This window comes from Leifsonia sp. Y878, assembly GCF_057669685.1.
The window spans coordinates 918,201-943,713 of sequence record NZ_JBYHFS010000002.1; the positions used below are offsets into that span (position 1 = coordinate 918,201).

At 64.2% G+C, this 25,513-nt stretch carries 22 protein-coding genes, 1 rRNA gene and 1 pseudogene; 9 read left to right on the forward strand and 15 right to left on the reverse strand.

All coding sequences use genetic code 11. The features are described 5' to 3' along the window. The first annotated feature begins 98 nt into the window (after nucleotides 1-98). From rrf to AC25Y4_RS10445, 5 genes and pseudogenes are all read left to right on the forward strand, one after another. Nucleotides 99-215: ribosomal RNA gene (gene rrf, locus AC25Y4_RS10425) — 5S ribosomal RNA — on the forward strand. Nucleotides 216-453: 238 nt separating this feature from the next. Beyond that, nucleotides 454-1,416 carry a DMT family transporter gene (locus AC25Y4_RS10430; RefSeq protein WP_488120319.1) on the forward strand — a complete coding sequence of 321 codons (963 nt, stop codon included), beginning with the start codon at nucleotides 454-456 and terminating at the stop codon, nucleotides 1,414-1,416. Nucleotides 1,417-1,538: 122 nt separating this feature from the next. Continuing rightward, nucleotides 1,539-1,859 (forward strand): annotated as a pseudogene (locus tag AC25Y4_RS10435) (chorismate mutase); the annotation flags it as partial. 176 nt (nucleotides 1,860-2,035) lie between these two features. After that, on the forward strand, nucleotides 2,036-2,968 hold the full coding sequence (locus AC25Y4_RS10440; protein ID WP_488120320.1) for an SDR family NAD(P)-dependent oxidoreductase: 933 nt from the start codon (nucleotides 2,036-2,038) through the stop codon (nucleotides 2,966-2,968). Between the two features lie 153 nt (nucleotides 2,969-3,121). Continuing rightward, complete coding sequence (locus AC25Y4_RS10445; protein WP_488120321.1) at nucleotides 3,122-6,010, forward strand: beta-glucosidase; 2,889 nt, start codon at nucleotides 3,122-3,124, stop codon at nucleotides 6,008-6,010. A gap of 136 nt (nucleotides 6,011-6,146) precedes the next feature. Here AC25Y4_RS10445 and AC25Y4_RS10450 read toward each other — a convergent pair whose 3' ends face one another. From AC25Y4_RS10450 to AC25Y4_RS10475, 6 genes are all read right to left on the reverse strand, one after another. After that, nucleotides 6,147-7,007: a MurR/RpiR family transcriptional regulator gene (locus AC25Y4_RS10450; protein WP_488120322.1), complete on the reverse strand. Its 861-nt coding sequence runs from the start codon at nucleotides 7,005-7,007 to the stop codon at nucleotides 6,147-6,149. After that, nucleotides 6,991-7,860, reverse strand: coding sequence for a phosphonate ABC transporter, permease protein PhnE (gene phnE / locus AC25Y4_RS10455; RefSeq protein ID WP_488120323.1), 870 nt, complete (start codon nucleotides 7,858-7,860; stop codon nucleotides 6,991-6,993). Before phnE (AC25Y4_RS10455) ends, AC25Y4_RS10450 begins: the two co-directional genes overlap by 17 nt. Beyond that, nucleotides 7,857-8,651: a phosphonate ABC transporter, permease protein PhnE gene (phnE, locus tag AC25Y4_RS10460; RefSeq protein ID WP_488120324.1), complete on the reverse strand. Its 795-nt coding sequence runs from the start codon at nucleotides 8,649-8,651 to the stop codon at nucleotides 7,857-7,859. The genes phnE (AC25Y4_RS10455) and phnE (AC25Y4_RS10460) overlap by 4 nt, the downstream gene beginning before the upstream one ends. After that, nucleotides 8,648-9,403 carry a phosphonate ABC transporter ATP-binding protein gene (gene phnC / locus AC25Y4_RS10465; protein ID WP_488120472.1) on the reverse strand — a complete coding sequence of 252 codons (756 nt, stop codon included), beginning with the start codon at nucleotides 9,401-9,403 and terminating at the stop codon, nucleotides 8,648-8,650. The genes phnE (AC25Y4_RS10460) and phnC overlap by 4 nt, the downstream gene beginning before the upstream one ends. A 102-nt stretch (nucleotides 9,404-9,505) precedes the next feature. Then, on the reverse strand, nucleotides 9,506-10,483 hold the full coding sequence (gene phnD, locus AC25Y4_RS10470) for a phosphate/phosphite/phosphonate ABC transporter substrate-binding protein (protein WP_488120325.1): 978 nt from the start codon (nucleotides 10,481-10,483) through the stop codon (nucleotides 9,506-9,508). Nucleotides 10,484-10,607: 124 nt separating this feature from the next. Further along, entirely contained in the window at nucleotides 10,608-11,408 is an 801-nt protein-coding gene (locus AC25Y4_RS10475) for an HAD family hydrolase (protein ID WP_488120326.1), read from the reverse strand. A 159-nt stretch (nucleotides 11,409-11,567) separates the two neighbouring features. Between AC25Y4_RS10475 and AC25Y4_RS10480 the strand changes: the two genes are divergently transcribed. Continuing rightward, nucleotides 11,568-12,224, forward strand: a complete 657-nt coding sequence (locus AC25Y4_RS10480) for an amino acid deaminase (RefSeq protein WP_488120327.1) — start codon at nucleotides 11,568-11,570, stop codon at nucleotides 12,222-12,224. 147 nt (nucleotides 12,225-12,371) lie between these two features. Here AC25Y4_RS10480 and purL read toward each other — a convergent pair whose 3' ends face one another. Continuing rightward, nucleotides 12,372-14,681 carry a phosphoribosylformylglycinamidine synthase subunit PurL gene (gene purL / locus AC25Y4_RS10485; RefSeq protein WP_488120328.1) on the reverse strand — a complete coding sequence of 770 codons (2,310 nt, stop codon included), beginning with the start codon at nucleotides 14,679-14,681 and terminating at the stop codon, nucleotides 12,372-12,374. 132 nt (nucleotides 14,682-14,813) lie between these two features. Here purL and AC25Y4_RS10490 point away from each other — a divergent pair, with 132 nt between their 5' ends. Next, on the forward strand, nucleotides 14,814-15,644 hold the full coding sequence (locus AC25Y4_RS10490; protein WP_488120329.1) for a GTP pyrophosphokinase: 831 nt from the start codon (nucleotides 14,814-14,816) through the stop codon (nucleotides 15,642-15,644). 47 nt (nucleotides 15,645-15,691) lie between these two features. Here the strand turns inward: AC25Y4_RS10490 and AC25Y4_RS10495 are convergent, their stop codons facing one another. From AC25Y4_RS10495 to kynA, 8 genes are all read right to left on the reverse strand, one after another. Then, nucleotides 15,692-16,462: an enoyl-CoA hydratase/isomerase family protein gene (locus tag AC25Y4_RS10495; protein ID WP_488120330.1), complete on the reverse strand. Its 771-nt coding sequence runs from the start codon at nucleotides 16,460-16,462 to the stop codon at nucleotides 15,692-15,694. A 2-nt stretch (nucleotides 16,463-16,464) separates the two neighbouring features. Next, nucleotides 16,465-18,048: an AMP-binding protein gene (locus AC25Y4_RS10500; RefSeq protein WP_488120331.1), complete on the reverse strand. Its 1,584-nt coding sequence runs from the start codon at nucleotides 18,046-18,048 to the stop codon at nucleotides 16,465-16,467. A gap of 98 nt (nucleotides 18,049-18,146) precedes the next feature. Continuing rightward, nucleotides 18,147-18,608 (reverse strand): DUF3817 domain-containing protein, encoded by a 462-nt coding sequence (locus tag AC25Y4_RS10505; protein WP_488120332.1) that lies wholly within the window; start codon nucleotides 18,606-18,608, stop codon nucleotides 18,147-18,149. A gap of 265 nt (nucleotides 18,609-18,873) precedes the next feature. Further along, on the reverse strand, nucleotides 18,874-19,572 hold the full coding sequence (gene purQ / locus AC25Y4_RS10510; protein ID WP_488120333.1) for a phosphoribosylformylglycinamidine synthase subunit PurQ: 699 nt from the start codon (nucleotides 19,570-19,572) through the stop codon (nucleotides 18,874-18,876). Beyond that, nucleotides 19,572-19,841: a phosphoribosylformylglycinamidine synthase subunit PurS gene (purS, locus tag AC25Y4_RS10515; protein WP_488120334.1), complete on the reverse strand. Its 270-nt coding sequence runs from the start codon at nucleotides 19,839-19,841 to the stop codon at nucleotides 19,572-19,574. Before purS ends, purQ begins: the two co-directional genes overlap by 1 nt. A gap of 39 nt (nucleotides 19,842-19,880) precedes the next feature. Continuing rightward, nucleotides 19,881-21,125: a kynureninase gene (locus tag AC25Y4_RS10520; RefSeq protein WP_488120473.1), complete on the reverse strand. Its 1,245-nt coding sequence runs from the start codon at nucleotides 21,123-21,125 to the stop codon at nucleotides 19,881-19,883. A gap of 137 nt (nucleotides 21,126-21,262) precedes the next feature. Continuing rightward, complete coding sequence (locus tag AC25Y4_RS10525; protein ID WP_488120335.1) at nucleotides 21,263-22,195, reverse strand: amidohydrolase family protein; 933 nt, start codon at nucleotides 22,193-22,195, stop codon at nucleotides 21,263-21,265. A 16-nt stretch (nucleotides 22,196-22,211) separates the two neighbouring features. Continuing rightward, nucleotides 22,212-23,066 carry a tryptophan 2,3-dioxygenase gene (gene kynA, locus AC25Y4_RS10530; RefSeq protein WP_488120336.1) on the reverse strand — a complete coding sequence of 285 codons (855 nt, stop codon included), beginning with the start codon at nucleotides 23,064-23,066 and terminating at the stop codon, nucleotides 22,212-22,214. A 160-nt stretch (nucleotides 23,067-23,226) separates the two neighbouring features. On the opposite strand from kynA, the gene AC25Y4_RS10535 reads away from it, so the two are divergent. Both AC25Y4_RS10535 and AC25Y4_RS10540 read left to right on the forward strand, forming a co-directional pair. Further along, the gene (locus tag AC25Y4_RS10535; RefSeq protein ID WP_488120337.1) at nucleotides 23,227-23,937 is read left to right on the forward strand and encodes a TetR/AcrR family transcriptional regulator; all 711 of its coding nucleotides are present in this window, start codon (nucleotides 23,227-23,229) and stop codon (nucleotides 23,935-23,937) included. 194 nt (nucleotides 23,938-24,131) lie between these two features. Continuing rightward, on the forward strand, nucleotides 24,132-25,490 hold the full coding sequence (locus AC25Y4_RS10540) for an amidohydrolase family protein (protein ID WP_488120338.1): 1,359 nt from the start codon (nucleotides 24,132-24,134) through the stop codon (nucleotides 25,488-25,490). The last annotated feature ends 23 nt before the right edge of the window (nucleotides 25,491-25,513 follow it).

The following is a 25,513-nucleotide window of genomic DNA, read 5'->3' on the forward strand; positions in this document are numbered from 1 at the left end:
AACAATAATTGAATAGTGTTCCCAGACGGTGTGGGGACACGGCAATAATTGTCGAAACGACTTGACGATCACTCTTGGAGTGATTCATCACTAGATGTTTCGGCGGCTATAGCGAGAGGGAAACGCCCGGTTACATTCCGAACCCGGAAGCTAAGACTCTCTGCGCCGATGGTACTGCAGGGGAGACCCTGTGGGAGAGTAGGACACCGCCGGACTTAACTTAGAAACAACAGGAAAGCCATCCCTTCGGGGGTGGCTTTCCTGCGTTAACGCGGCCACCACCTGGACCGCGTGAACCCATCCCTTGAGGGGTGGGTTTTTTGCGTTAACCAGGGGCACCGGGAACTCCTCTTGCGAGATGTGACAGGGCCTGTTCGGCCAAAGTTCCACGGAATCGCGCCAGCGTTGGCAGCGTGGCGTGCTGACGTCGGTGGCTACGGCTAGTGTCGGTACGTGAATGAGATTGCCCCCACGCGCAAAGCACTGGTTACCCTTCAGTTCCTCGGGATGGGCGTGCTGTGGGGCTCAAGTTTTCTCTTCATGAAGATCGCGCTCGACGGCGTCTCCTTTGGCCAGGTTGCCTGGACCCGCCTCGTTCTCGGAGGCCTCACGCTCGGCCTGATCGTGCTTGTCACCAGGCCGCGCATCAACGGCGGGACCGTGCTCCCGAGGGAGCACAAGGTCTGGCTGCACTTCCTGGTCATTGCAGTGACAGGCTGCGTTGTGCCGCACCTCCTGTTCGCGTGGGCGGAGCAATACGTGTCATCGAGCCTGGCCAGTATCTACAATGCGGTCACCCCGATCACCACGGCGATCATGGTGACGCTGGCCTTCAAAGTCGAGAAGCTGGGCCGGAGCCAGGTTGTTGGAGTGCTCATCGGCATCGTGGGCGTCGTCGTCATCATCGGACCGTGGCGCTATGCAGCCCTCACCGGAGACCTGTGGGGACAGCTCGCGTGCCTCGGCGCCGCAGTGTGTTACGGATTCACCTTCGGTTACACCCGCAAATACCTGAGTGGACGCCCGATCGCCGGGTCAACGTTTGCCTTCCTGAACATTGGGCTCGCCGGCCTGCTCATGCTGCTGCTCACGCCCGTGATCGCCTGGCACCCCGTCTCATTGACCTGGCCAATTGTGCTCAGCCTGCTGGCCCTCGGCGCGTTGGGTACTGGCGTTGCCTATATCTGGAACATCAATGTGTTGCGCGCGTGGGGCCCGACGAACGCGTCGACGGTCACCTATGTAACCCCCGTAGTCGGTGTAGTGCTGGGCGTCCTCGTTCTCTCCGAAACGTTCTCCTGGCATGAACCGGTTGGCGCGGTTCTCGTGCTGGCCGGAATCCTGCTCACCCAGAAGCGCGTGCGACTGGCGTGGCTCGAAGCCGCGGGCCGGCGTTCCGTTGGCGAGGTGGGCTGAGCGTCGCCATCACACGGCGACGCGTGAATGGCCGGGGGAATCCTGACGGACCGGCCGCTCTCGTTTCTCTTCCCCGCGTGGTCGAATTCGGTACCCGCCAGCCGCTGCATTATCGTCGGACTATGACTGCACACGATGAGACGTCCACCAGCGAGACCACAGCGGCGCTCGAGGAGCTGAACGGCATCCGTCAGAGCATCGACAATATCGACGCGGCGCTCGTGCACCTTCTCGCTGAACGGTTCAAGTTCACCCAGCAGGTAGGACGACTGAAGGCCGTCCACGGCCTGCCTGCCGCCGACCCCGATCGTGAGCGTCGTCAGATTCAACGCCTGCGCACGCTGGCAGAAGGCGCACACCTCGACCCAGCATTCGCCGAGAAGTGGTTCAACTTCGTGGTCGCGGAAGTGATCCACCACCACGTCAAGATCGCGGAAGGTGGCGAGAGCCCAGCCGAGTCCACGCCGGCGGAGCAGCCATCGACCTCCCCTGCCACGCCGACGTCCACGCCGACGCCGCGCACACCGTCTCCGTCCGCCACGCCCATGCCGGGTGACCGGAGGACTCAGCAGTCGCAGGCCCAGGCCCGTCCGAAACCGTCCCCCGCGCATCCTGCACAGTGACCTGGGATCCGGCGGCGCTGCCGTCCCAGGCCGGTAAGACGGTGGTCGTCACAGGCGCCAACTCCGGCATCGGCTATTTCACCAGTGAATCGCTCGCGCGTGCGGGCGCTCACGTGGTGCTGGCCTGCCGAAACCCAGCCAAAGCGGATGCCGCCCTTGCGGCTATTCGCAGGCGAGTCGTCGGCGCATCCGTTTCGACAGTGCGCCTCGATACGTCGTCGCTGGATTCGGTTGATGCCGCGGCCGCGCAATTGCTGGAGCTGCCGCGGATCGATGCCCTGGTTCTGAACGCCGGCATTGTGCACCCGCCACGGCAGCGACAGGACAGCGTTGACGGGCACGAACTGGTCTTCGCGACGAACTTTCTTGGACACTTCGCGCTCACGGCGCGCCTCATGCCCGCCCTGCTTATAACGCAGGGCAGCCGGGTTGTGGCGTTGGGCTCGGTGATCTCGCGCCTGCTGGATTCGACGCTTGACGACATCGAACTCGTGGAGAACTACAACTCGTGGCGGGCCTACGCGCAATCCAAGATCGAGATGCAGGTGTTTGGGTTCGAGCTCGATCGCCGACTACGAGACGCCGGCGTCGGCGGCCCCGCGGGCATGCAGTCGCTGGTGGCGCATCCTGGCTACTCCATCTCAGGGCGCACGCCACGAGTCTCCGGAGTGAATGAGCCACGTCGTCGCAAGCGCTTTATCGACAACCTGCAGGCATCCGTCACCCAGGGCAAGGACCGCGGCGCCTGGTCGGTCGTGCGTGCGATGGCAGACCCGGCGGCGGAGGGCGGCGGGTACTACGGACCCCGATTCGTGACCAAGGGCAGCCCTGCCCGGCAAATTCCCACGCCAACCTCACTCGACCGTGACGTTGCGAACCGGCTCTGGGCATACGCAGAGGAAGCGGCAAGGGTCACATTCCCCGTCTAAAGAGCCCGTAGCCCCTGCGGTCGGTTGTCGTCAAAGCCTTGAAGCCCCCTGTGATCGGGTGCACTATTTCAACCACATAAGGGGGCAACGTGTGCGCCGTACGTGCGACGTAATTCCGCCGCGTTGTGTCCCAGACACAACAGGGAGTGCCTGATGTTTAGAGCACAACGACTACGCATTTTCAGTTTCACCGCAGCCGCCGTGTGTGCGGTTGCTCTGGTCGTGCCAGCTGGCGCGGCATTCGCGAGCGACGTCAACACCGGGCGGTCTCATGATCCATCCGATGGCGGCGATGACTGGCAAAATGGCCAGACCTGGTGGGATACGGATCCCACAGTGACGGCAAAAGCCCAAGCCCTACTCGCCCAGATGACTCTGGAAGAGAAGGTCGATATGCTCCACGGCGAGCTCAATAACGACTACGGCTTCTACAACGCCCCCATTGAGCGGCTGGGTATCCCGGCGCTCAAGATGACGGATGGCCGCAACGGCGTCCGGGTCGCCAACCCCGCCGTTCCCAACAAGGCGTCGACACTCTTGCCCTCCGCCGTCAGCGTGGCTGCGGCGTGGGACACGGATGTTGCCGCAAGTGCCTCCGAGATAGACGCAGACGAGACATTTAAGACCGGGCAGAACATGGCCCTCGCTCCGTCGCTGAATATCGCTCGCGCGGCGCAGAACGGCCGCAACTTCGAGTCCTACGGAGAAGACCCGCTGCTGCAAGGAAAGCTCGGTGGCGCCTATACGCTGACGACGCAGAACTATGGCGGCGTGATCGGCAACCTGCAGGATTGGTCGACGTACACCCAGGAGACGAATCGTCTGACGGGCCTGAACGCAGTGGTCGACGAACGTACCCTGCAGGAGATCTACAACCTGCCGTACGACACCGCAATCAAGGAATCGCACGCTGCCTCCGTGATGTGCGGTTTCAACAAGGTGAACGGCGACTACTCGTGCGGTAGCGACTTCCTGATCAACCAGATCCTCAAGACGCAGTACGAGTTCAACGGCTGGGTCGTGACCGACTACGGTGCGAACCACGGCACACTCGAGATCCTCGCGGGTCAGGACCAGGAGATGCCAGGTAACTTCACACCGTCGGAGCAGCCAGGAACGTGTGAGTTCTGTGGGCCGCTGATTGACGCTGTCAACGCCGGCACCGTGCCGATCAGCCGGATTGACGATGCAGTGCTCCGGATTCTTCGTCCGATGTACGGACTGGGAGTCTTCGAGAACCCGCAGCAGATCACACCGCTGCCCGCTGAAGAGCACAACGAAGAGTCGGCTGATATCTCCGAACAGGGGATCGTGCTGCTGAAGAATGAAGATGATGTGCTTCCACTGAGCGACGACGATATTGGATCGATCGCTGTGATCGGCTCTGATGCTGACGTGATCGTACAGGGTGGCGGAAGCTCGCACATCCAGAACCCGTTGGTGAGCACCTCGCCCCTTCAGGGGCTGCAGACTCGGGCCGGTGAAGGGACAGACGTCACCTGGACGAGCGGGTCAGACCCGGTCACCTCGACGGCGCTTCTGCGTGGCGAACAGCCGATTCCCTCGGACTTCCTGCGCAGCGAAACCGGCGAGAACGGGCTGACGGCCAAGTACTACCTGAACCAGGACTTCTCTGGGACGCCGTACTACGACCGCGTTGATCCGTACGCTGGATTGCACGGTGGCTTCTCGATCTACGACGGGTTGAACGCCAACTCGCCGCACTTCCCGCCACAGGCGCAGGCACTTGACACCAACATGTCGGTGCGCTGGTCTGGTTCAATCGTGGCGCCGGTCACCGGCGCATACGAGCTGCAGGTTGTCACCAACGGAGTCACGACACTCAACGTCGACGGCGCCGATGTCATCTCGACCCAGGCAGTCACGCCGAACGCGAACGCGTGGAACCAGATTGCGACCTATTCCATCAACATGGAGGCCGGTTCAACCCACCCGATCACGCTGTCATACGTGTACGACACGAGTGAGGCATGGAACCAGCAGGGCTCGAACATCAAGCTCGCGTGGACCCCGCCGGCTGGCGTTGTTGCTCCGCAGGCCACCGCTGCAGCCGAGGCTGCTGCCAACGCCGACGTGGCCGTGGTGTTCGTTCGGGACTACTCCACAGAGGGAACAGACCTGCCGACGCTCCAGCTGCCCAACGGGCAGCCAGAGATGATCCGTCAGGTGGCTGCGGCCAACCCCAACACGATCGTCGTGCTGACGACCGGAGCGGGCACCCAGGTCTCTGACTGGCAGGACGGAGTCGCCGGTCTGGTGCACTCCTGGTATGCCGGGCAGAACCAGGGCACGGCAATCGCCAGCATCCTCTATGGCGACGTGAACCCGTCTGGGAAGCTGCCGCTCACCATCCCGGTGGACGACAGCCAGACGCCCACCTCGACACCGGCGCAGTTCCCAGGAATTGACGCGGTTGCAACGTACAGCGAGGGAGTCCTCGTCGGGTATCGCGGATACCAGGCACTGGGCATCGAACCGTCGTACCCGTTCGGTTACGGGCTGTCGTACACCTCGTTCGACTACTCGAAGCTTCGCCTGTCGTGCAGGACCTGGGAGGTGACTGCGCCACGTGCCAGTGACGATGTTGCCGACTTCGAGGCGGAGAGCCCCGACCAGGCTGCTGCGTTCAGCAGTACATTCGGTGGCGAAGGCTCCCGAAATGGACACTGGAACAAGGGCTGGGGCAAGGACTGGGGTTCGAAGTGCAAGGACGGACAGTTGACGGCAACAGTCAGGGTCACCAACACCGGTGACACTGCCGGGGCCACGGTGGTGCAGGCGTATGCGGGCGAACTGGTCGGTGCACCGGTGGTCACGGCGCCGAAGTCGCTCGCGGGCTGGTCGAAGATCACGCTCGAACCGGGTGAGAGCCAGAGGGTTGAGATTGCACTCGACACCAAGGCGTTCTCGTACTGGGATGTCAACACCGACAAGTGGGTGACACCGGCCGGAGACGTACCCGTCTTCGTCGGTTCATCATCCGCGGATACCCCGCTGGTGGAGACGGTGCGGATCCGTTAACACGCGCGGTTACGGGGTCTAGGCCTAGGCCCTGTAGGGAGCCGGGGCGGCAGGGAAACCTGACCGTCCCGGCTCTCGTCTGCGCGAAGGCAACGACCGGCTGATTGTTCAGCCCGTGCCCGCGGCCACGACAGGATTATTCGCTGAGGTTGTCGCTCAGGATCTCAAGCACTGTCGAACGAGTGGTGTGCGCCCGATCGCCGAGGCGGTTGGCGATCACTTCAACGAGCGATTCCAGCAGGATCACGTGCGGCACCCGCGACGTATGCTCCAGCTCGTGCCTGAACGATCCTCGCGCCGGTGCAACGACCAGCGCGACATCTGCCAGGTTCACCAGCGGGGACGCGGCGAAGGATGTCACCACGATGAGAGCGGCGCCGGTTTTTTGCACGGCGCGTGCAGCCTTCAGGCTCGACTCGTTTGCACCACTGCCGCTGACGATGAGGGCAGCATCCGTTTCACCGAGCTGACGGGCAGCGATCTGCTGGCCGATCGAATCGGCGACGAACTCGGTCGGGCGTCCAACGGCGGTGAGGCGCATGGCCAGATCCGATGCAAGCGGCGACGACAGCCCATTGGCTAGCGCGAGGAGCCTGGTCGCCGACGTCATCCGTACGACGGCCTGCTCCACGGCCGACTCGGTCAGTGCGCTTGCGATCTGGGGCAGCGACGCCGCGAGTGTGTCGATGTCAGAGCGGATACGTCCCAGCGCCGACTTGCCATAGTCGGGGGTGCGCCCACCGAACTGGGCGAGCTGCCTGGTGAGCGCCACGCGCAGCTGGGGGTAGCCCCGATAGCCAAGACTCTGGCACGTACGGACGACCGTTGACCGTGCAACGCCCGCACGATCGGCCAGCTCTTGGGCCGTGAGTTCCAGCACGCCCTCCGCATCGTCGACGATGAGCTCAACCACCCTGCGTTCGCTCGGGTTGAGCGAATTGAGTACGGTGGCGATGCGGGTCGTAACGTTGGCGTCAGGGTTATCTGTCCAGCTCACGAATTGATGCCCCTTCGGTGATACGTCTGCGAATGGCACCCGACACAGCATCGAGCGCCATAGTCACAACCACGACGACGAGCAGCAAAACGCCGACTGTCGACCATTCCCGATATTGAGTGTACGAGGTGAGCATGTCGCCGATGCCCCCGACACCAATCAAACCGAGAACGGCAGATGACCGAACGTTGATCTCAAATCGGTACAGCCAAAACGAGATGAAATCAGGCGTGACCGACGGCCAGACTCCCCATCGGATCACCTGCACGGTCGACCCGCCGGCCGCGCGCACAGCCTCGATCGGGCCGGGATCTGCACCCTCGATCGACTCGTAACCCCACTTCCCAAGGGTGCCGACGCTGTTCAGGGCCAGCGCGAGCGCCCCGGTAAGCGGCGTCAGTCCCGTGACCGAGAGAATGATGATGGCGATGATGATTTCTGGCACCGCACGGATGACGGCAAACAGGACCCGTAGGATCCAGCGGGTCGGTGCCGGCGCGAATCCACGAGCGGAAAGGAAGCTGAGCGGGAGCGAGATCACGAGACCGATCACCGTTCCGACCCATGCCATCTCGACCGAGCGCCAGGTTTGGTACACGGCTTCGCCGAGCTTGTCCCAATTGGGGTTCGAGAACATCAACCAGAGATAGCGCACCACATCGGCGGGCAAGCTCGACAGCCTGCTCCAGTTGATGTCAATGGACCAGAACGCGACGACGACGAGCACGGTCACTATTGCCGTGGCCGCAAGCCGTCCCCAGCGCGCAGGCTTGGCTGGGAGCGTCAGCGCGTGGTGGAGATCCTGCGTTCGGTCGTTCGACCGTGCGGGTCGGACGGGCTTTTGGAGTGTCATACCAGCCTCCGTCGGATGGCATCGCTGATGGCGTCGATGACGACGACCACGATAAGGATTTCCAGGATGATGAGCGAAAGCTGGTCGTAACGGTAGAAGGTGCGGACGGCATCGATGAGCAGTCCTAGCCCGCCGGCACCGACGAGCCCGAGCACCGTTGACGCGCGCACGTTCAGCTCGAGCACGTAGAGGGTCTGATTGATGAAGGCCGGCATGGCATCCGTCAGAGCAATGGCGCGGTTGATCTGCAGCTGCGTACCGCCGGCAGCGCGACCGGCCTCGAGGGGGCCTGCGTCGTTGGCCTCGATCGCCTCAGACACCATCTTCACGATGATGCCGACGTTGAACAGCACCAGAGCAATGATTCCAGGCAGCGCGCCAACGCCCACCATGGCAACCAGAATGGATGCGTAGAGCAGGTCAGGAATAGAACGCACCGCGTTCAGGATCGTGCGCACCGCGCCGCGAGTCCACTTGTGCGGGTTCGTCAGCCGTGCGGCCCAGAGGCTGAGTGGCAACGAGATGACGGCACCGATGAACGTTGCGATGATCGCCATCTGCAGGGTCTCGACAAGTGGCGGAATGGTGCGGGGGAAGAATGACCAGTCGGGCTGCAACAACTCGACGATCTTGCCTGCGCCGTTTTGCCAGTTGCGGGCAATCGCATCAAAGCTGAAGGCGATGCCCCACTGGGGACTGAGCGTGATTGCCGTGATGACGAGAACGACAGCTAACGCGAACCACGGTTTCCAGCGGCCTCGCGGCTTCGGCGGCAGGTCGAGCGCACTCACGCGTTGAGCACATCCTCGCGCTCGATCGAGCGACCGTAGATATTCTCGAACACCGCATCGCTTGCGGTGGCTGCCGGTCCGTCGTAGACGACTTCCCCAGCACGCAACCCGATCAGGCGAGTGCCGTACTGCGTGGCCAAGTCGAGCAGGTGCAGGTTGGTCAGCACGGTAATCCCGAGCTCCTGATTGATCTGTCGCAGGTCTCGCATCACGCTGTGCGCGGTGGGCGGGTCGAGGCTGGCAACCGGTTCATCTGCCAGTACGAGCTTGGGTTGTTGCGAGAGCGCCCGAGCGATTGCCACACGCTGTTGTTGCCCGCCGGAGAGCGACGAGGCCCTGTCGTATGCCTTCGCCAGGATCTCTACACGGTCGAGAGCTTCGAAAGCGATCTGCTTGTCCGATGCCTTGTACAGCCCGAGCAGGGTGCGCCAGGTCGGCGTGTGGGCGAGGCGTCCGACGAGCACGTTGTTGAGCACACTGGTGCGGCGAGCCAGGTTGAAGCTCTGGAAGATCATTCCGATCTCACCACGCAGCTGACGTAGTTCCCTCCCGCGGGCGGACTGCAGCGCGTGTCCGCCGACCTCGAGTGAGCCTGAGGTGATCGGAACGAGGCCGTTGATCGTGCGGATCAGGCTGCTCTTGCCCGAGCCAGAGAGCCCGACAACCGACACCATCTCACCGGCCTCGATGTCGAGCGAGACCTTATTGAGCGCAATGACGCCGTTCGGGTAGCGCACGGTGACGTCGCGCATCGTGATCGACCAGGGGGCCGTGTCTCTGGCGGCTGAAACCGCCGGCGCGGCGGCCGGGGCGTGTGCCCCGGTCGCCGCGATGGAGTGTTGCTCGGTCATGGACTACTGCAGACCCAACTTCTTGGCGGCATCCGCGACAACGCTCAATGAGGCGGGATTGGCCGGTGCGAGCTTGGTGATCGAGTAGATCGAGGTGAGCACCTTCGAGCCTTCCTCGGTCGCGGAGTAGTCGGCGAGGGCATCGGTGATCTTCTGCTGCAGGGCAGGTGAGAGTTCCTTGGTCACGGCGACGCCGTCGTTCGGGATCTCCTCGCTGAGGGCGAAGACGACGACCTTCTGGCCGACATCCGTGGTGTCCTTCATGACGATGTCACGGGCATCCCAGAAGCTGAAGCCGACCTCAGCATCACCGTTGTACACGGCGAGAACGGAAGCGTCGTTGGCGGTGACCGGGATCTGCTGAATGTCGGAGTCGATGTCGAGCCCGGCGTTCTTCAGGGCCAGCATCGGGTAGATGTATCCGGCCGGAGAACCTGGGCCGAGCACGGCGACTTTTGCGCCCTTGATCTTCTTGATCGAGTCGAGACCTGCCGGGCCGGCGAGGGCATCGGCACCGTTGCAGTACAGCTTGCCGTCGCGCTCCACTGGGGCGTCATCGCAGTACTTGTCCGGGTCATTGGTCATGAACTGGGCCGGATACGTGATGTTCCCGTTGCGCTCGGTCTGCAGTACGACGGATGCGCCATAGCGGTCGCTGGCCTGCCACAGCTGGAGCGACGGCAGGAACCCGATCTGTGCCTGGCCGGCGCCCATGGCTTCGACAGCGGCCTGGTAGTCCTTTGACACCACGCCGGTGACGGGAATGCCGAGTGCTTCAGTGAGCATGTCGGTCAGAGGCGCAGCGGTGTCGACAAGTCCAGCCTGGTCCTGTGACGGAACGAGGGCGAGGGTCAGCGATGTCGGGTCGGCTGCGGCCTCTGGAGTCGTCGACGAGTCGGTGGTCGCTGCCGAGCAGCCGGCCAGGGTGACCACGGCGAACGACGCGAGAGCGGCGAACGAAAGGGCTTTCTTAGAGAACACGTGTCTACCTTTGTTTGGTGTGTTGAACAGGGTGGAAGTGCGTGGAACGGATGGGGATGGGGTGAAACGGGTACTGCGTCAGTCAGGTACTGCGTGGAACGGATATCGCGTGGTGAAGTTGGGGTTACGTCGTTGCGCCAGCGGGAATGGATGCCGGAGCGGTGAGCCAGGCTCGAATCTGGGGGTAGAGGTCGATGATGCGCTCGGCCCTGAACGTGGGAGTCGCCTCGCGGGAGGGACTGTCTCCCACCAGCGCCGTGCTCGCGCCGCGCCGATGCGCGGGAGCCAGGTCGTTGACCCAGACATCACCGATGCTGAGGAGCGCCTGAGCGGGAGATTCGCAGCGTCCGCTCGCGTCGGGCGCCAGCGCTCCGACCCGATCGAGCCAGGTGTCGAGAATCGCGTCGAGGCCGACGGGCTTTCCCACTGAGGTGTATACGATGTCGAAAGCGTCGGAGAGACCGAGGCTGGTGATGGCTTCGCTGATGCGGATGTCGGGGGCGTTGGTTGCCAGGACAATGTGCGCGTACTGGCGTGCCTCGGTGAGGAATTCGGCCAGTCCGGCCGGCGCGATCACTGGTGCCGCATCCGTTGCCAGATCAAGGCGACTGCGCAGATACGCGCTGTCACGATCGGCAGTTGTGACGGGGTACTCCTGCGACAGCAGCCGAACGAGGTCGTAGCCATCGATCGGCACAGTGCCGTTGATGGTGCGCGCGGCGGTGTCGGTGTCGGTGTCGCCGTCGCCGTTGTCGCTCACGTGGGCCTGAAGCGCCAGGCCGTTGTCGACGTCGGCCAGGAACGCTGCGGCGTCGTTGATCGGAAGGCCATCGGCGATGAAATTCGCGTACGAACGTACCGGTCCGAGTCCGAGGGATACCGTCCCATCAAAGTCGAAAACCAGCACTCGATCGCGACGTGTCACGCTCATCCTTTCGGCTTGGCCACGGAAATCGTGGACGCAATGTCCACAGTATGGGCGAGTTATGGACGCAATCACTATCTTTGGTTACGAGCACGTGAACTTTTTTTTGCTCTGCGCCCACACCGACTAACTGGCCGCGCTGTCTAACATGGTCAGGTGATGTTCGAGCAGATTGTGCAGGATGCGCGGGCCGGTCGGTTCGCGTCATGGGGCTGTTCGACGGTCATCGACGAGAACATCGGCGTTCCGGTCATCGAACGTGCCGAGTTCGATCACCTGCATGCCGCTGCCGGATTGGACGCGCACTGGCCGATCGGCAACGCCGGGCTGATTCACGTCTACGGCTACCTGCTGTCGACTGTCGAAACGCCGTATGGGCTGAAGCGGGAGCGCTGGGAAAACGGAGCGTTGGCCCGCGCCTGTTCCTTGCCCGCCGACGCGTTTCTGCTGGCCGATGCCGCCGCAGCCGGCGAGACGGTGCTGCAACGGGTGACCGACGTGCTGGTGGCGCACCTGGAGAATCCGAGCGAGGCGAACGGTGACGTCCTGGTCTTCGATGACCAGGCTCCGACACACCCCGCCACCTTCTTTCGCACTGTTGTCATACGTAGTGCCCCGAGTGCGCCGGCCGCGCTTGTGTATGGCGTGCACGACGGGGAGCGGATGCGAGCCATCACGACGTTTCCCCTGGCATCCGTGTCGGCAGAGTCACTCACCGCCCTCGAGCATGACCCTCCGCGGATGCGCTACAACGCAGCATCTGCGCCCGGAGGGGCTCCGCACCTGTTGCCGCGCTCGCCACTAGTTCGCGTCTAGCTCGTGTCTGGTTCGCGTCCAGTGCGCGTGGCAACGCGACCGATTTGCCCTCGCACGAAGTGTGGCGCGGGTGCGGGAATGCCAAAGGCGGGCCCGACAAGAGCCGGGCCCGCCTTCGGCGAGTAATGCGCGAGTAGAGCGAGTCGACTAGCCGCCGACGACGGCGCCGAACGCCGCAGGCAGCGTGCCGCGGTGGCGGGCCTGCAGCTCGTCAAGCGTGATGGTGAACTGGTCCTGGATCTCAATGCCAGGAGCCGTGGCATCCGTGACGCCGATGCGCAGCACCGGGTAGTTTCGGCCTTCGCAGAGACCAATGAACTTCACGTCGTCTTCGCGCGGGACTGACACGATGACGCGTCCGGCCGACTCGGAGAACAGGGCAACGGATGCGTCGATACCGTCACGCTCGCAAATGTCACCAATCCAGACGCGGGCGCCGACACCGAATCGCAGCACGGCTTCGGCGAGGGCCTGCGCAAGGCCGCCTTCGCTGAGGTCGTGGGCGCTGTCGATGAGCGAGCCCTGCGATGCGGCGTGCAGGAGTCCGCCGAGGACGGCTTCCTGGGCCAGGTCGACGACGGGCGGACGGCCACCGAGGTGGTCGTGAACGACGCCGGCCCACGCGGAGCCGTCAAGCTCTTCGCGGGTGATACCAAGCAGGTAGATGTTGTGTCCGTCGTCCTGCCATCCGCTCGGAACGCGGCGGGCCACGTCGTCGATCACGCCGAGCACGGCGATGACGGGCGTCGGGTGGATCGGCACATCGCCGGTCTGGTTGTAAAACGAGACGTTGCCGCCGGTGACGGGAATCTCAAGCTCAAGGCATCCGTCTGACAGGCCTTCAACGGTCTGGCCGAACTGCCACATGACCTCTGGGTTCTCTGGAGAACCGAAGTTGAGGCAGTCGCTGATGCCGACAGGCACGGCGCCGGTGGCCGACACGTTGCGGTAGGCCTCTGCGAGGGCGAGCTGCGCGCCGCGGTACGGGTCGAGCTGGCAGTAGCGTCCGTTGGCGTCGGTCGCGATGGCGAAGCCGAGTCCGGATTCTTCGTCGATGCGGATCATGCCGCCGTCGTCGGGGAAAGACAGCGCCGTGTTGCCGAGCACGTAGTTGTCGTACTGGTCGGTGATCCAGCTCGGGTCGGCCAGGTTCGGCGAACCGAGCAGCGCGAGGTACTGCTCGCGCAGGGTTGCAGCATCCGTTGGGCGGGGCAGAGCGGATGCCGTGTCGGCCTGCAGTGCGTCGAGCCAGGTCGGGTACGCGACGGGCCGGTCGTAGACGGGGCCGTCGACGGCGACGGTGCGGGGATCGACGTTGACGATCTCTTCGCCGTGCCAGTTGATGATGAGGCGGCCGGAGTTGGTGACCTCGCCGAGCACGCTGGTTTCGACGTCCCACTTGGTGGTGACGGCGAGGAAGCCCTCAAGCTTGTCTGGTGCGACGACAGCCATCATGCGTTCCTGGCTCTCGGACATCAGAATCTCTTCTGCCGTGAGGTTCGGGTCGCGGAGGAGCACCTTCTCCAGCTCGATGAACATGCCGCCGTCGCCGTTCGAGGCCAGCTCGCTCGTGGCGCAGGAAATACCCGCTGCACCGAGGTCCTGGATGCCCTCGACGAGCTTCTCTTTGTAGAGCTCCAGGCAGCACTCGATGAGTACCTTCTCGGCGAACGGGTCGCCGACCTGGACGGCCGGACGCTTGGTCGGGCCACCCTCGCTGAAGGTGTCAGAGGCGAGGATGGAGGCCCCGCCGATGCCGTCCCCGCCGGTGCGCGCACCGAACAGGACGACCTTGTTGCCGGCGCCCGTCGCGTTGGCCAGGTGCAGGTCTTCGTGGCGCAGCACGCCGACCGAGAGTGCGTTCACGAGCGGGTTGGCCTGGTAGACCGAGTCGAAGACCGTCTCCCCGCCGATGTTCGGCAAGCCGAGGCAGTTGCCGTAGAACGAGATGCCGGAGACGACGCCGTGCACGACGCGAGCGGTGTCTGGATCGTCGATGGCACCGAAGCGGAGGGCGTCCATCACGGCGACCGGGCGGGCGCCCATCGAGATGATGTCGCGCACGATGCCGCCGACGCCGGTTGCGGCGCCCTGGAACGGCTCAATGTATGAGGGGTGGTTGTGGCTTTCGATCTTGAAGGTGACGGCCCAGCCTTCGCCAACGTCGATGACGCCGGCGTTCTCGCCCATGCCGACCATGAGGTTCTTCTTCATGGCGGGGGTGACCTTCTGGCCGAACTGCTTCAGGTAGTTCTTGGAGCTCTTGTACGAGCAGTGCTCACTCCACATGACGGAGTACATGGCGAGCTCACCACTCGTAGGGCGGCGGCCCAGAATTTCGCGGATCTTGGCGTATTCATCAGCCTTGAGCCCGAGAGCGTCGTACGGCTGCTCTTTCTCGGGAGTGTTGATGGCATTCGAGACGGTGTCAGCGACGGCTGAAACGGGGGTACTCACGAGGCGAGGGCTCCTAGATCGAGGGCGTGCCGGTCGGCTCAATTCTAGCTGTTGGCAACCGGGGGCCATTTCCGGTGCCAGCACGCGATTGAGAGGCAATCGACAGCCTGCAATGGAAGGATAAGAAGCACCATGCACGAACGCGCCGAACCACAGAGCCTGCCGCCTAGTCTCGAAGACCTTGCCACAATCCGGCAGGAATTTGAGGGGCTGATGCTGCGCTACAAGTTCGGCATCGACGAGATGATGACCAAGATCAACATTCTCAAGGAGGAGTCGGCGCACCTGGGCGACTACACGCCCATCGAGCATGTCGAATGGCGGCTGAAGAGCCCTGCGAGCATCCTGAAGAAGGCGGCACGCAAGGGCGCCCCCGTGTCGATCGACGGCATCGCCGAACGGCTGCACGACATTGCGGGAATCCGGATCACCTGCAGCTTCATCTCCGACACTTATCGCGTCCTCGAGATGCTGGCCGCCCAGCACGACGTGAGCGTTCTTGAGGTGCGTGACTACATCAAGACGCCGAAGGCCAACGGCTACCAAAGCCTGCACCTGATCGTTGAGGTGCCGGTCTTCCTGTCAGCGACCACCCACCAGGTCAAGGTCGAGGTGCAGATCCGCACCATCGCGATGGACTTCTGGGCGAGCCTTGAGCACAAGATCTACTACAAGTACGACGGTCATGTTCCGCAAGACCTGCTTGACAGGCTGCGAGATGCGGCCGAGACAGCCAGTCGCCTCGACCTCACCATGGAACACCTGCACGACGATGTGAAGGCGCTCGACGTCGGCACCGATCGCAAGGGGAAGGCTGACCAGCCATCGCAGGATCGCATTGACCTTCCCGACAGCCTGCTGCGCATTTTCTGGGCTGACGCGTTCCGGCCGGATGCCCAGCCAAGCGCTGGTCCGGCGCCAGCACCGGTCGAGGTTGAACGGCCGTTCAGCTCCGAGGTGTGATCAGACAACGCTCTGCATAGTGCCCCGGCCCCGGCCCAGTCTGCCGGTCAGCGCGCAGCGAAGGCGGCGACGCGGGCGCGGGAGTCCGCACCGTCAAATGCGCGGCCGATCGTGACGGCCTCATCGTCGAGTGAGGCCTGGAACGAGCGGGCCGCTCCGGCGTGCAGAAGCCGCTTGGCCTGACCGAAAGCGGCGGTGGCACCGTCGAGCCAGTATGCCGCGATTTCAGCGGCACGCTCTGGGACGGCCTCGGGGGCGACGACCTCGGTGACGAGCCCCCAGTCCAGCGCCTCCGTCGCGCTCAGCATGCGCGGGGTGAGCAGGAGCTCCGCCGCGCGTCGACGGCCGACGGCCTCGGGCAACAATGTGCTCACACCGCAGTCGGGGGTCAGCGCGATGTCGGCGTACTTGCTCACGAAGCGCGCCTTGTCCGAGGCAACGATCACGTCGGCGACGAGCATGAAGCCGAGCCCTCCGCCCGCGACGGCGCCGTGCACCGCGGCGACGATCGGCGTGCTGCTCTCTCGAAGCAGTCGGTGCCCCTCGTGAATCAGATCGGCGAGCCGGCGCACGCCGTCGCCGGCGCTCGCCTCTGTCGTGCCCAGCGCTGACATGGCTTTGATGTCGCCGCCCGCACAAAACGCGCGGCCTTGTGCATCGAAGAGCATGGCGCCGATGTCATCGCGGCCCGCGATTTCGGCGGCGATGTCGCGCCAGCGTTCTGCGGCTTCGCCATCGATTGCGTTGAGGCGGTCAGGGCGGTTGAGGGTCACGTGGGCGAGTCCGTCGGTCACCGTGAAAAGGATGCTTTCGCTCATGGCTACACCGCGACCCGCACCCGCAAGTCCTTGCGCAGAATCTTGCCAGAGCTCGACTTCGGAATCACGTCGATGAACTCCACCCGCCGCACCTTCTTGTGCGGCGAGACGCGCTCCTCGACGTATGCCATCACATCCTCGCTCGTCACCACCGCTGCGGCCGTGATCACCACGAACGCCTTCGGAATCTCCTGACCGTCGTCATCGAGCACCCCGATCACTGCGGCGTCGGCGATCAGTGGATGTGTCAGCAGCAGCGCTTCGAGCTCGGCCGGCGCGATCTGGTAGCCCTTGTACTTGATCAGCTCCTTGCTGCGGTCGACGATTCGTACGACTCCTTCCGAGCTGACCGTTGCAATGTCGCCGGTGTGTAGAAAGCCGGCGGCATCGATCGTCTCCTGGGTTGCCTCGTCGTTGTTCAGGTAGCCGAGCATGACGTTCGGCCCGTGCACGAGCAGCTCGCCCGGTTCGCTCACTCCCTCGGCCGGCACCTCGATCTCTGCGCCCGTTGCGGTGGAGATCAACTTGCAGATCACGTTGGGAATGGTGAAGCCGACCGAGCCCGCCGGCAGCTCGAGCGCGTTTTGCGGAATCAGATGTGTGACAGGGCTCGCCTCTGTCATCCCGTAGCCCTGCAGCATCCGGCAGCCGAGACGGTGTCCGACCGCGTCCGACAGGGCGGCGTCGAGCGGCGCGGCGCCCGAGAGAATCGTGTGCACGCTCGAGAGGTCGTAGGAATCGACGAGCGGATGCTTCGCCAGGGCCACCGCGATCGGCGGGGCGATGAACACATAGCTGCACGTGTGATCCTGGATGATGCGCAAGAACTCGGGCAGCTCGAACTTCGCCATCGTCACCAGTCGGGCGCGCTGCTTGAACGCGAGGTTCAGCAGCACCGTCATGCCGTAAATGTGAAAGAACGGCAGCAGCGCGAGGAGCCGGTCGTCGGCAACGACGGTGAGCAGGTTGCGGGCCTGTTCCACATTCGCGACCAGGTTGCGGTGGCTGAGCCTGACGCCCTTGGGGTGGCCGGTCGTGCCAGAGGAGTATGGCAGCACCGCGACATGGGTGGCGGGGTCAAACGAGACGGCGGGGGCATCCGCGCCCTCACCGATCAAATCAGCAAGCGACGGATGCCCCGGCGCGCCATCGATCACGATGAGATGCTCGGCGTCAAGCTCGACCGCCGAGGCTGCCGGCTGCGCGGAGGCCAGCAGCGGCGAGATGGTGATCAACCACGTCGCGCCCGAATCGGTGAGCTGGTTCGCCACATCGTCGGGCGTATAGAGCGAGTTGATGGTCGTGACGGTGGCGCCGGAGCGCAGGATGCCGTGGAACACGCTGGCAAAGGCCGGAATATTCGGGCAGAGCAGGCCGACGACGATGCCGGGTCCGACCCCACGATTCGCGAGAGCGCCGGCAATGCGGTTGATCTGCTCGATCAACGTGCGGTAGCTCATGCTCGCACCCGACGCCCCGTCGACAATTGCCACCCGGTCGAGATCGGCGCCGGCCAGATCGCCGAAGAGGTAGTCGTCAATGCTGAGTTCGGGAATCGTGACGTCGGGGTAGGGACTCTGGAACACGACAATCTCCTTTGATTGGGTGAGCACAGTATGCCTGCTTTACACGTTTGTCGCCACGGCACGAGTAGACATTGAAAACGCGCCGAGGTGTGAACGTCCTACTTGCTGCCGCCGGGAGGACCGACGATGAGCAGCACGCTCATGATCACAACGACGGCCACCACAAAGAGGACGGCCAGAATCGCCGGGTGTGTGAGCATCCACCGGAGAACGCGACGGACCCACGTGGCGTCGCGCGGGTCATCCGTCGCCTCTGTGTGCCAGTGGCCAACGAGCCTGCGATTGCGGTCAAGCCAGATGTCGAAGGGGATCGTGGCGTACGGCACGATCGCGGTGAAGACGGCGAGCACGATGAGCTTGATGCTCCAGCGCTGGTTGATGCCGACGAGAACGGCCGTGAGTGCGTAAGTGATGAACACGAAACCGTGGATCGAACCGGCGATCAGCACGGGTAGCCCGCCCAGGTTGGCGGCGTACTTCAGGATCATTCCCGTGATGAGGAGGGTCCAGGTCACCGCCTCTGCGATGGCGACGGTGCGGTAGAACAAGCGGGGAGACACGGGGGCAACACTCCAGGAAATGCATCAATGAAAGGGGATACTTCCATTGTCGTATGCGGCGCTGTGCGCTTGCATCGTACGAAAGTTGGCTCGCACTCCCGTAATCGGGGTGAGGCAGCCCCACGAGAGGCGGTCCGCGGCATCCGCTCGCAAGAAATCGACCCAAACTCGCGGGTTTAGGTCGATTTCTTGCGACTCAATGAAGTGGAGGGTTGGCGACTCATCGTTCGACGTACGTTGTGACGCGGGTTGCGGAACTACAGGGCTACGCGCCTACGAGCGTCCGCTCGATCACGGAGGTGAAAAACGCGAGGCCATCCACGCCTGAGCGCATGGCTGTCGCGGTGTCTGGACCGAAGCCGGCCTCGACGGCGTGCTCGGGGTGCGGCATGAGGCCGACCACGTTGCCGCGGGCGTTCGAGACGCCGGCGATGTCGTTGAGGGAGCCGTTCGGGTTCACGTCCAAGTAGCGGAAGACGACCTGTCCTTCGCCCTCGAGGCGAGCCAGGGTCTCGTCAGAGGCGATGAATGCACCCTCGCCGTTCTTCAACGGGATGGTTATTTCCTGGCCATTCTCAAAGCCGCCTGTCCAGTCGGTCGAGTTGTTCTCGACACGCAGCTTCTGGTCACGGCGGATGAACTTGCCGTGGTCGTTGCGGATCAGCCCACCGTCGACGAGGTGTGCCTCTGCCAGCATCTGGAAGCCATTGCAGATGCCGAGTACGGGCATCCCCTTGTTCGCCGCATCGATGACCTCGGTCATGATCGGGGACAGGCTAGCGATAGCGCCGCAGCGCAGGTAGTCGCCGTAGCTGAAACCGCCGGGAAGAACGAGTGCGTCGACGCCGTGCAGGTCGTGGTCGCCGTGCCAGAGCGCGACGGGTTCTGCTCCAGCCAGACGGATCGCGCGCTGTGCGTCGCGGTCGTCAAGCGAGCCGGGGAAGGTGACGACGCCGATGCGCATTAGTGCGTCTCTCCGGCTGGCGCCTCCAGCACGTGGATGCCGATGACGTCTTCGATCACCGAGTTGGAGAGCACGGTGTCAGCGAGCTTCTGCACCTCGTTCAGGACCGCGTCAGTGACGTGTCCCTCGACGGTGATTTCGAAGCGCTTGCCGACGCGGACGCCGGTGAACGTGGACTGGCCGAGACGACCGAGGGCGCCGGCGATGGCCTTGCCCTGCGGATCAAGCAGCTCGGCCTTGGGCATTACTTCTACGACGATGGTAGGCACAGTTCACTCCAGAGGGCGTCGACGGTGGATGCCTCGATTCTACAGGCCGCGCAACGTGTCCCGAATCGCGGCGATTCCCTCGTAGGTTTCGACGAAGCTGGTGCTGAGCGGTGAGAGACCGATGCGCAGCCCCTCTGGTGCCCGGAAATCGGGGATCACATCCTGGGTCCACAGTGCTGCCGTGACCTGCCGCATCGCCGGGTGATCGATGGTGACGTGGCCACCGCGCCGGTCGGCGTCGCGCGGTGACGCAACGGTGACACCCAGCGGGGCGAGCCACTCATCGACGAGGTCGATCGCGAACTCGGTCAGCGCAACGGACTTCGCCCTGAGTGCGTCGATGCCGGCCTCGTCGATCATGGCGATGGTGTCCTGCATGGCCAGCATCCCGAGGATGGCCGGCGTGCCACTCATGAAACGACGGATGCCGGCGGCCGGCACAAAGTCCCGCCCCATCAGGAAGACATCCGCGTTGGCCATCCAGCCCTGGATCGGCTGGGCCAGGGAGTCCTGCAGATCGGCACGCACGTAGCCGAATGCCGGCGAGCCAGGGCCGCCATTCAGGTACTTGTACGTGCAGCCGACGGCGAGGTCGACGCCGGCGGCATCGAGATCGATGGGGACGGAACCGACGGAGTGGCAGAGATCCCAGAGCACGAGCGCGCCGGCGGCGTGCGCAATCTCGGTGATGGCGCCCATATCGGCCAGGAACCCCGAGCGATAGGCGACGTGGCTGAGCAGTACGAGTGCAGTGTTCTCGCCGACCGCGTCGCGGACCTGGTCTGGCGTCACGCCGGCTGACAGGTCAACATCGATCCATCGCAGTGTGAGGCCGCGTTCGGCGGCAATCCCCTCGACGATGTAGCGGTCGGTCGGGAAATTGTCGGTGTCGAGCACGATCTCGGTGCGGCCTGGTCTGGCATCCACTGCTGCCCTGGCCAACTTGTAGAGCATCACCGTGGTTGAGTCGCCAATGGCGACCTGGCCGGAGGCGGCGCCGAGGGCTGCAGTGCCGAGCGCGTCACCGATCTCGAACGGCAGGTCCATCCACTGTTCATCCCAACCGCGGATGAGTCGACCGCCCCACGCTCCGGTAATGAACTCGGCGATGCGGTCTGCGCTGGCGCGGGTCGGGCGGCCGAGGGAGTTTCCGTCGAGGTAGACCACCGACGATCCGGCCCTGGCCGCTGGCGTCGCGGCGTTGCGTGGCTCTGCATCCGGCTGCGGGTCGTCGATTCCGATGAAGCGAGTGCGGTAGTGAGCCAGTCCGTCGATGCGGTCCATGCGTCGCGCGAAGGCGAGATGACGGTCGAGGGCGTTGGAGGAGGCGGTATCGGTGCCGGCCAGCGCTGGGGTGTGTGCCGGGATGGGTGCTGTGGCGTGTGCTGGGGAGCGCGGTGTCAGGGGCGGGGTGGCGTTCGTCATCGGAGGTCCTCACGTTCGGCCGCGGTGAGGGCTCTGGCTGTGCAGATCCACGCGGCGAATTCGGCCGGGTCAGCCGGCTGCTCGGTTGGTAACACGGTAGTGCGCGCTGAACGGAGTGGAGCGGCAGGACGCGCACGGGTGCCGGCGTCGGTACCTGTGCCACTACCGTTTGCTAGACCAATGCCCTCTGCGCAGAGAGCGGCGATGACCTGGTCGTGCGACAGGCCGGCGGCCAGCAGCGCCGCAATTTCCCGTTGGTTGAGACCGACAGGAAGCGGCCCGTTGCCGAGATCGGTGCCGTAGAGCACACGTCCGCCGTGCCGGTTGAACCGGCGGAGATTGTCGCTGGCGCGGTCGTAGTCGTCGCCGTAGTCACCCCAGCCGTGGATGTCGAGGGTGCTGATCCAGGTCATCCGCGTCGCCATCGCGGCAATCACATCGTCGGGCAACCGTTCGGTGAACGGCGTGTGTGCCAGCGCGTCGACACCGACCAGATGCGCGGCAAGTGCTTGTCCGGCACCCTCTGCATGAGCGACGACCGGCAGTCTCCGCTCGTAGGCGCGGTGCACGATGGCAGCGAGCACGTCGGGCTGCAGTGCAGGGCCGGCCGAGGTGTTGAGCGCGACTTTGATGACGGATGCGCCGGCATCGACCTGCGCGTCGACCGCTCTGGCGGCATCCGCTGCCCCGGCGATCTCGCAACTGCTGCCTGCGGGCGCCCACGACTGCCTGCTCGGGTACCCGCCGGGAGCGGTGAGGAATTGGTTCGCGTATGCGACGTCTGGCAGCGCAGCATCGACAGCGGATGCCGGCCGCCATCCTCCGAGATCGACGACGCGGGCGATCCCGCCGTCGACGAGCGCGGCGGGATCGATTAGCGCGAGGTGAACGTGGGCGTCCTGGAAGCCGGGCAGCTCCGTGATCGTCATCGGAGTCGCGCCGCTGTCACGAACCGATTTCGGTGCGCACGGCAAAGAGCTCGGGGAAGAAGGTGAGCTCGAGCGCTTTCTGCAGGAAGGCCGCCCCGCTTGAGCCACCGGTGCCGTGCTTCATGCCGATAATGCGCTGCACGGTCTTCAAATGCCGAAAGCGCCAGAGTTGGAAGTTGTCCTCGAGGTCGACGAGCTCTTCGCAGGCTTCGTAGACCGCCCAATTTGCCTCGGCGTTCTCGTAGATCGAACAGAAGACCGGGATCAGCTCCGGGTGCAGGGTCCAGGCCAGGGTCACGTCGCGTTCGGTGACCTCGGTCGGGATCGGGTAGCCGGCGCGCTGCAGGTAGCGCAAAAACTCGTCGTAGAGACTGGGAGCCTCCAGCATCTCGGTGAGAAGGGAAGTGGCAGCCGGGTCGCTCTCGAAGACGCTGAGCATGCGGCGGTTCTTGTTGCCGAGCGCGAATTCCACCGCTCGATACTGGTACGACTGGAATCCGGACGAGTTCCCCAGGAAGCCCCTGAACTGGGCGTACTCGGAGGGCGTGAGCGTTGCGAGCACTGACCACTGCTCTGTGAGGGTGCGCTGGATGTGCTTCACGCGCGCGATGGCTTTGAGCGCCGGCGGCAGCTGGTCGTTTCGCAGGTATGCGGTGGCGGCGCGCAGCTCGTGGATGACGAGCTTGAGCCACAGCTCCGTGGTCTGGTGCTGCACGATGAAGAGCAGTTCGTCGTGGTGCTCAGGCGTGCTCACCGGGCGCTGGGCCGCCAGCAGGGTGTCGAGATCGAGGTAGGAGCCGTAGCTCATCCGCTTCTCAAAATCTGTGACGATTTCAGGTTCGAAATCGCGGGTGTTGTTCTCGACCGACATCGGGCTCCATCTTCTGGGGTGGGCTGGTGGATGACGCCGTGCCCGTTCCGCTCACTGAATTGTCGACGGTGGGCGCAAACGGCGCAAGACGGCGATGTGTATCAGATAAGTGGAGGTAAACCTCCGAGGGCTAAGAGGTGGAGCACGTACAATCAACCCCATGACCTCGTCGGATAAGCCACACCTTGACGGTTCACAACCCCGGCGCCGCGATGCCAGGCAGAACCGTGAGCGCCTCCTCACGGAAGCGCGCGCGCTTTTTGCAACCAACGGTGTTGATGCCTCCCTGGAGGAAGTCGCCCGTCGCGCCGGCGTTGGCGTCGCAACGCTCTACCGCAATTTCCCCGCTCGCGACGATCTCATCCACGCACTCTACGAACTGGCGCTCGCCGAACTGTTGACCGCCAAGGACGAGATCGTGGCTGCGCCCTCCGCCTGGGACGGCATCGTCGTCTTCATGGAGCGTGTCTCAGAGTGGCTCGTTGCCGACCCATCGCTGCCCCCGATTTTGCAGCGGATGGCGGCGATCGATCCCGCGTATCGGCCAGCGGTCGCATTCGAGTCAACGATCAAGCCCCTGGTCGCCCAGGCCAAACGCGATGGCGACCTGAGGCCGGAGGTCGACAGTGTTGACCTCACCGTGCTCATCACCATGGTCGGGTCGCTCGGCCCGGCAGGCACCGACTATGCGGGCCAGTGGCGCCGGCAGCTGTCGATCGTGATCGATGGTTTACGCGCGGTGGACTCAAAACGGCCGAAGCTCCCCGGGCGTCCGCTGCACGTCAGCGACGTCAACTCGTCAGACCGTGGGAATTCACGGCGCGCTCGCCGCGGCACGCAGAAGAACGCGGACGCCGACACCGCTCGTTGAGTGAGGAACGCGGCTCGGAGAGTGGCTCGAACTCCAGGGTGGGGGTGCGGTTGTCGAACTGTTCGCAGACCGTCCCTGGATGCGGGGAGAACGTAATTCCGAGATTGCGTTGCTGCGTGAATATGCCTAGAGACGAGTGGTGCGGGCCTTGACTGCCGAGTAGACGTTGTCAGCTAGCGGAAAGGGATCACAGAGTGGAACCGGTGCATGTGTCAGAGAGGCGCAAGCGAGTCGCGGCAACAACGATTGTCAATGCGAAGGTATTCGACGGGACGACGTTGCAGGACTGGACGTCGGTGCGGTTCGTTGACGGCCTGATAACCGAGTGCTCGGCGGCCTCGGCCGCCCAAGAAGGCGACGACGTGATCGACGCGGGTGGTGGGACGGTGCTTCCCGGTCTGATCGACGCGCACGTGCACCTCGTTCCTGGCGCCCTAGCGCAATCGTTGACCTTCGGCGTAACCACCGTTCTCGATATGTTCAGCAAACCCGACATGGTGGCCAGGGCCAAAGAGCATGCCAGCTCCAGACCAGACGTGGCCGATGTGCGTTCGTCGGGTGTCGGTGCCACCGCGCCCGGCGGGCACCCGTCAGTGATGTATGCCCCGTTTCCGACGTTGACCGCCGCTGTCCAGGCCGAGCAATTTGTGGCGGAACGGATCGCGGAAGGCTCGGACTATCTGAAGATCTTCTCCGGTACCGGGGGCCTATGGCCGTCGCTGGATTCCGAAACCATCACGGCGCTGGTCACCGCAGCGCACGCCCGCGGCCTAACCGTCGTCGCGCACGTGAGCTCGATTGCCGGTGTCGAGGAGGTCGTGTCCGCCGGTATCGACGTGCTGGCCCACGTCCCCGCGGACGCCGAGCTGGAAGATCCCCTGGTTCAACGCATTGCCGAGGCCGGAATCGCGGTCGGTCCGACGCTAGCCACCATCGAGAACACCCTCGGCGAACCGGGTGGCAGCGCGGTGGCAGGGGACCCGCGGCTCGCGGAGGCGCTCGGAGACGCGTGGGTGCGCCGGTTGACCTCGGGGGTCTCGGGATTGCCTGGCCGGACGATGCCGCCATACGCGCGGGCCGAGGGCAACGTGCGACGGCTGGTCGATGCGGGGGTCACTCTGCTGGCAGGCACAGACGCTCCAAATCCGGGAACTGTATTCGGAGCAAGCCTGCACCGGGAGCTGGAACTCCTTGTCCGATGCGGCATGAGCCCGGAACGGGCCCTGGCCGCTGCGACAGCCGAACCGGCACGGGTGTTCGGCCTTGCCGACCGAGGACGTATCGCGGCCGGGCAACGTGCGGACCTGATCCTCGTGTCCGGAAACCCGTTGACGGACATCACCGCAACACGCGCGATTGAGCGTGTATGGCGCGCGGGTACAGCCTGCGATCGACGTGCTTTCGTCGCGAGCGCTGCTGAAGCCGAGCAGCTTGACGATTTCGACGCCCAAGTGGCCAAGGCCGTGGCAGCCGTGCGCGAACGCAGATCTAACGTCGACCAGAGCAAGCCGCCTGAACGCTGGTTACGCGGGTCACGAACCCCCCGAATCTAGCCCGCGGCAGCGGGTAACGCCTC